The sequence below is a fragment of the Pseudomonas sp. 2VD genome (assembly GCF_005503585.1).
GTDB lineage: Bacteria > Pseudomonadota > Gammaproteobacteria > Pseudomonadales > Pseudomonadaceae > Pseudomonas > Pseudomonas aeruginosa.
On record NZ_SCND01000357.1, the window covers coordinates 1 to 6,040 of the forward strand.

Sequence of the window (6,040 nt, forward strand, 5' to 3'; positions counted from 1 at the left end):
CCTCGGCAGCGGCCTGCTCGCGCAGCCAGGCGAGGAACAGCGAGAGGGGTGCTCGTTGCGCCGCTCCTGGCAGGCTCACCGCGTAATAGGCGAAGCGGCTCGGCCAGGGCCGCTCGAGGGCGACCGCCAGGCGGCCGCTGGCGATCTCGGCGCGGGCATGGATCTCCCGTACCAGCGCGATACCCTGGCCGGCCTCGGCGGCGCGAACCAGCAGCAGGTCGTCGGCGAAAGCCGGACCTCTCTCGCTGCGCGGGTCGTCCTCCACCCCCATCGCCCGCAGCCACAGGCGCCAGTCATTGCGCTCCGACTCCTGCAACAGCGGGTAGGCCAGGCAATCGATCGCTTCGCGGATCTCAGGGCCTTCCGCCAGCAGGCGCGGGCTGGCCACCGGGATCAGCGGCGGGGCCATCAGCGCCTGCACGTCGAGTCCGGGGTAGTCGCCGAGCCCGTGGCGGATGGCGACGTCGATTCGTTCCCGGCGCAGGTCGGCGAGCAGTGCCGTAGCCTCCACGCGGACTTCCACCTGCGGGTGCGACGCGCTGAATTGACCGAGGCGCGGCACCAGCCATGTGGCGGCGAAGGAGGGCTCGGTGCTGACCGTGAGGGTCTGGCGGGCATTGATTGCCTCCAGCTGGGCAAGGCTCGCGGTGATCTGCTCGAAGGCCTGGCGGAGGCCGGGATAGACCTGCTCGCCCTCCGGCGTCAGGCGCATGCCATGGCTGAAGCGCTGGAACAGGACGACGCCGGTGCGCGCCTGCAGAGCCCTGAGCTGCTGGCTTACCGCGCCGGGAGTGACGCCCATGGCCGCGGCCGCGCGGGTGAGATTGCCGTGGCGGGCGGTTTCGACGAAAGCGCGTAGCGCGAGGAGCGGGAGGACGGCACCCATGAATTCAGTTTTTCTATAAACAGGTTGTAGAAAGGATCGTTTTTCATCCGCCGACCTGGGCTTCAGCATGTGTGGCGAAACGAGAGACTTTAGCCTAGCTGCTTTCTTCGGTGTGCGGGAAGCGGCCGAGGCGGTTTCCCCGGTCGGCGCCGCCCCCATCGCCCAGGCGCCGGATAGTCCAGCGCTGCAAGGATACTTGCCATGCCTTCCCTCCAGCTCTACAGCGACAGTTCACCCAACGGATTCAAGATCACCATCGCCCTCGAGGAACTGGGGCTGCCCTACGCACTGCACCACGTTCGCATCGACCATGGCGAGCAACGCCGCCCGGAATTCCTGCGCCTGAATCCACATGGCCGGATACCGGTGCTGGTAGACCGGGCCGCCGGCATCACCCTGTTCGAGTCGGCGGCGATCCTGCAGTACCTGGCGGAGACCAGCGGGCGGTTGCTTCCCGACGCCCCCCGGGAACGCTGGGAGGCCCTGACCTGGCTGACTTTCCATGCTTCCAGCATGGGGCCCATCCTCGGCCAGCGCGTGCATTTCGAGATCTTCGCCGAAGAGCGGTACCCGCCGGCCATCGAACGCTATCGGCGGCTCTCCGAGGAGGTTTTCGCCACCCTCGACCAGCGCCTGGCCGGACGGCCCTGGCTGGCCGGTGAGCAATACTCCATCGCCGATATCGCCACCTTCGGCTGGACCCATACGGCGCGGATCGTCGACTTCGACTTCAGCCATTATCGCCACCTGGACGACTGGCACCGGCGCATGGCCCTGCGGCCTGCGGTGCAGCGCGGGATCGTCCTGCCGGAACCGGCGGTGGGTCCATGAGCGCCCTGCTGCAAGGCGCCTCGGCGCCGGCCTTCGTCGGGCACCCTGGCTATCGGCGCATGTTCGCCGCAGACGCGCTGACCCTGGGCCTGTTCCTGCCGTTGCGTTTCTACCAGGGCGACATGCGGGTGCTGCTGGGCCAGGCGCGGCTGGTCGAAGACATCGATCGACTGGGATTCGCCGCCGTCTGGGTACGCGACGTACCGTTGTTCGACCCACGCTTCGGCGATGCCGGACAAGTGTTCGATCCGTTCACCTACCTTGGCTATCTGGCCGCGCGGACCCGCCGTATCGCCCTGGCCACCGGCAGCGCGGTGCTTTCCCTGCGCCAACCGGTCGACCTGGCCAAGGCCGCGGCGAGCGTCGACCGGTTGTCCGGCGGACGCCTGGTGCTGGGCCTCGCCTCCGGCGACCGGCCGGTGGAGTTCCCCGCCTACGGGTTGGAGCATGCGCAGCGCGGCGAGCGGTTCGCCCAGGGCCTGGACTACCTGCGCCAACTGCTGCACGGCTGCCGGCACGTCGCCTCGCCGCTCGGTACGCTGGACGACGCCGAACTGTTGCCGCGTCCGCCGGCCGGCGCCATCCCGCTGGTCGTCACCGGCTCCGCGCGGCAGCCGGCGGACTGGCTGGCACGCCAGGCGGATGGCTGGCTGACCTATCCGGAGTCGACTGTCGATGCGTCCGGGCCACGTCGCCTGGCCGGGAAGATCCGCGCCTGGAGGATGTCCATCGCGGACGGCGGGTTCCGCCCGCACATGACCAACGAATGGCTGGACCTGGTGGACGACCCGGCGTATCCGCGTACGTCGTTGCACGGCGGCTACGTCCTGCGCACCGGGCGCAACGGCCTGATCGAGCTGCTCGGCGAATGGCGTGCGGCGGGCGTCAACCATGCCGCCCTGGGCATCCAGTTCTCCGCCAGGCCGGCAGCGGAAGTCATCCAGGAACTGGCCGAGGAGGTGCTGCCGTTGTTCCCGTCCCACCCGGGCGTGCAGCCGGCGAGCATGGACTGGTAGCTGACCGATTCGGTCAACCGAGCCTGAGCGCTCGCGTCATTGAGGGCGCCGGCCGGCGCCGCCTACCCTGCGGAACCACTGACCGCAGGGAGTCCCCGTACATGCAACGGCAGATCTTCGAGACCGAACACAACCTGTTCCGCGATGCCTTCCGCGCCTTTCTCGACAAAGAGGTGGTGCCGCACCAGGACGCCTGGGAAGAGGCCGGGCTGGTCGACCGCGCTGTCTGGAGGAAGGCGGGGGAGATGGGCTTCCTGCTGCCCTGGGCGGACGAGGAGTACGGTGGCGCCGGGCTCAAGGACTTCCGCTACGAGCAGATCATGTGCGAGGAGCTGGCGCGGATCAACGAACCGGGCTTCATGATCCCGCTGCACTCGGCGTTGTGCGGGCCGTACATCGCCGAATACGGTAGCGCCGAGCAGAAGGCCCGCCTGTTGCCGGGGATCGTCCGTGGCGAGACCATCCTCGCCGTGGCCATGACCGAGCCGTCCGCCGGCTCCGACCTGGCCGGCATGCGCAGCACCGCGGTGGACAAGGGCGACCACTGGCTGCTGAACGGCTCCAAGGTGTTCATCTCCAACGGCCTGCTGGCCGACCTGGTGATCGTCGCGGCGAAGACCGATCCGGCGAACAAGCACGCCATGGGCCTGTTCCTGGTGGAGCGCGGCATGCAAGGCTTCGAGCGCGGGCGCAACCTGAAGAAGCTCGGCATGAAGAGCCAGGACACCGCCGAACTGTTCTTCAACAATGTGCGGGTGCCGAAGGAAAACCTGCTGGGCGACGCCAAGGGCGGCTTCTTCTACCTGATGAACATGCTCGCCCAGGAACGCCTGACCAACGCCTGCGGCGCGGTGGCCGGGGCCGAGGCGGCGTTGCAGGCGACCATCGATTACGTGAAGGAGCGCCAGGCCTTCGGCCGGCCGGTGGCGCACTTCCAGAACACCCGCTTCAAGCTCGCCGAAATGCGTACCCAGATCGACGTGGCGCAGGTCTTCACCGACCGCTGCGTGATGGACCACAACCAGAAGAAGCTGACCCCCGAGGTCGCCGCCGAAGCCAAGCTGTTCACCACCGAGCTGCTGGGCAAGGTGGTCGACGAAGGCGTGCAACTGCATGGCGGCTGGGGCTACATGTGGGAGTATCCGATCTGCAGGATGTACGCCAACGCCCGCATCCAGCGGATCTTCGCCGGTACCTCGGAGATCATGAAAGAGATCATCAGCCGTGGCATGAAGCTCTGACGCCACGGCCATGTCGCGCCGCGCGGCGGGCGGATAGGCTGCTCGGCAGGCGATCCCGACCAATGCCCGGCGACCCAGAGGAGGGAGCATGAAAGGCCCGTTGTCATCGTTGAAAGTGCTGGATTTCTCGACCCTGCTGCCGGGGCCGTTCGCCTCGCTGCTGCTGGCCGACATGGGGGCCGACGTGCTGCGCGTGGAGTCGCCCGGGCGCATGGACCTGGTGCGGGTGCTGCCGCCGCACGTCGACGGCACCTCGGCCAGTCATGCCTACCTGAACCGCAACAAGCGTTCCATCGGCCTCGACCTGAAGCGGCAGGGCGCACGCGAGGTGGTGCTGGAGCTGGTACGCGAATACGACATCGTCCTCGAACAGTTCCGTCCGGGGGTGATGGACAAGCTCGGCGTCGGCTACGAGGCGCTGAAGGCGGCGAACCCGCGGCTGATCTACGTGGCCATCACCGGCTACGGCCAGACCGGGCCGTACCGCGAGCGCGCCGGGCATGACATCAACTACCTGGCGCTGGCCGGCGTCGCCAGCTACACCGGGCGCCGCGAACGTGGCCCGTTGCCGCTGGGGGTGCAACTGGCGGACCTCGCCGGTGGTTCGCTGCATGGCGTGATGGGCCTGCTGGCGGCGGTCATCCACCGGCAGCAGACCGGCGAGGGGCAGTTCGTCGACATCAGCATGACCGACTGCGCCTTCAGCCTGAACGGCATGGCCGGCGCCGGCTATCTCGCGGCCGGGGTCGAGCCGGAGATGGAGGCGCTGGCGCTGAACGGCGGCAGCTTCTACGACTACTACCGCACCTGCGATGGCCGCTGGTTCTCGGTGGGCAGCCTGGAACCGCAGTTCATGCAGCAATTCTGCGCCGCCATCGGCCGCCCGGAACTGGCCGCCCGCGGCCTGTCGCCGAAGCCGGAAGAGCAGCGGGCGCTGAAGCGCGAGATCGAGATGGAGTTCGAGAAACGCGACTTCGCCGAATGGCAGGCGGTGTTCGCCGCCCTGGATGCCTGCGTGGAGCCGCTGCTGCCGCTTTCCGAGGCGCTGGAGCACCCGCAGTTGCAGGCGCGCGGGCTGGTCGCCCGGGTGCCGCTGGCGGACGGCGGCAGCCAGGCGCAGATGGCCTGTCCGATCAAGTTTTCCGCCGGCCTGCCGGCGCCTCGCCACATCGGCGCGGCGCTCGGCGCCGACACCGTGGCGGTGCTCGAAGGCCTGGGCTACTCCGCCGAACGGATCGCCGAGCTGAAGGCGGCCGGGGCCATCGCCTGAATCACTCGCGGAGCACTTCGCCGGTGAATACCAGGGTCGCCTTGCAGCGCCGGCAGTAGTAGCGGCGCCCCTTGGCCACCAGGGTGTGGCGTTGCGGGGAGAACGGGAAGTCGTTGTGCTCCGGGCAATGGCAGCGGTACAGGTAGCGGGTGGTGGCGCGGCGCTTGACCGCGTAGGTGTGGCAGCGGTCCGGCGGCAGGCCGTAGATGCCGCGCATGATCAACTGCCACTCCTCGCCGTGGGGGCGGATGCGCGGGCCGAACAACTGGTGCGCGATCAGGTGCGCGACTTCGTGGGCCACGGTCTGTTCCAGGAAGTGCTCGCGGTTCTCGCGGTACAGCTGGGGATTGAAGCGCAGCAGGTTCTCGTCGAGGTGGGCGACCCCGGCTTTCTGGCCGCGCAGGCGGAAGCTGACGGTCGGGCGGGGGAAGCTGCGTTGGAAGAAGTGTTCGGCCTGCCGATAGCAGGCCTCGACACGGGCGTTGAGGTGTTCGGGCATTCGGGAAGACTCCAGCAGCGGGCGATTATGCCGGAGACAGGAGGGCGGGCGCAGGCGTCGGGACGACCGCTCGTCCGGGGTGCAGGATCAGGCAAGCGCGGCGGCGGGCAAGAAAAAACCGGGCGGCGGTTACCCGCGGCCCGGTCGTACGATGCGTTCGCTGGACGTCAGCTGGTGTATTCCGGGCCGACCCCGCTGCCCCAGAGGATCACCGACAGGGCGATCATCGCCACCAGCACCACCAGGCCCACCGCCAGCACCGAGCTGGAGAACAGGAAGCCTTCGTCCTTGTGGATG

At 68.5% G+C, this 6,040-nt stretch carries 6 protein-coding genes and 1 pseudogene; 4 read left to right on the forward strand and 3 right to left on the reverse strand.

Annotated elements, in window-relative coordinates:
• Positions 1–886: LysR substrate-binding domain-containing protein (locus tag FFS27_RS26870; protein ID WP_137952324.1), on the reverse strand; the 886-nt coding region annotated here is incomplete at its 3' end.
• Between the two features lie 201 nt (positions 887–1,087).
• On the opposite strand from FFS27_RS26870, the gene FFS27_RS26875 reads away from it, so the two are divergent.
• From FFS27_RS26875 to FFS27_RS26890, 4 genes are all read left to right on the forward strand, one after another.
• Complete coding sequence (locus tag FFS27_RS26875; protein ID WP_003140525.1) at positions 1,088–1,717, forward strand: glutathione S-transferase family protein; 630 nt, start codon at positions 1,088–1,090, stop codon at positions 1,715–1,717.
• Entirely contained in the window at positions 1,714–2,733 is a 1,020-nt protein-coding gene (locus FFS27_RS26880; RefSeq protein ID WP_023095944.1) for an LLM class oxidoreductase, read from the forward strand. Before FFS27_RS26875 ends, FFS27_RS26880 begins: the two co-directional genes overlap by 4 nt.
• 101 nt (positions 2,734–2,834) lie before the next feature.
• Positions 2,835–3,974, forward strand: coding sequence for an acyl-CoA dehydrogenase family protein (locus tag FFS27_RS26885; RefSeq protein ID WP_021264456.1), 1,140 nt, complete (start codon positions 2,835–2,837; stop codon positions 3,972–3,974).
• An 88-nt stretch (positions 3,975–4,062) separates the two neighbouring features.
• A complete protein-coding gene (locus FFS27_RS26890; protein ID WP_023101430.1) occupies positions 4,063–5,244 on the forward strand; it encodes a CaiB/BaiF CoA transferase family protein in 1,182 nt (393 codons plus the stop codon).
• Position 5,245: 1 nt separating this feature from the next.
• Here the strand turns inward: FFS27_RS26890 and FFS27_RS26895 are convergent, their stop codons facing one another.
• Entirely contained in the window at positions 5,246–5,743 is a 498-nt protein-coding gene (locus FFS27_RS26895; RefSeq protein WP_003082453.1) for a SprT family zinc-dependent metalloprotease, read from the reverse strand.
• A gap of 167 nt (positions 5,744–5,910) precedes the next feature.
• A pseudogene (locus tag FFS27_RS33800) lies at positions 5,911–6,040 on the reverse strand (hypothetical protein); the annotation flags it as partial.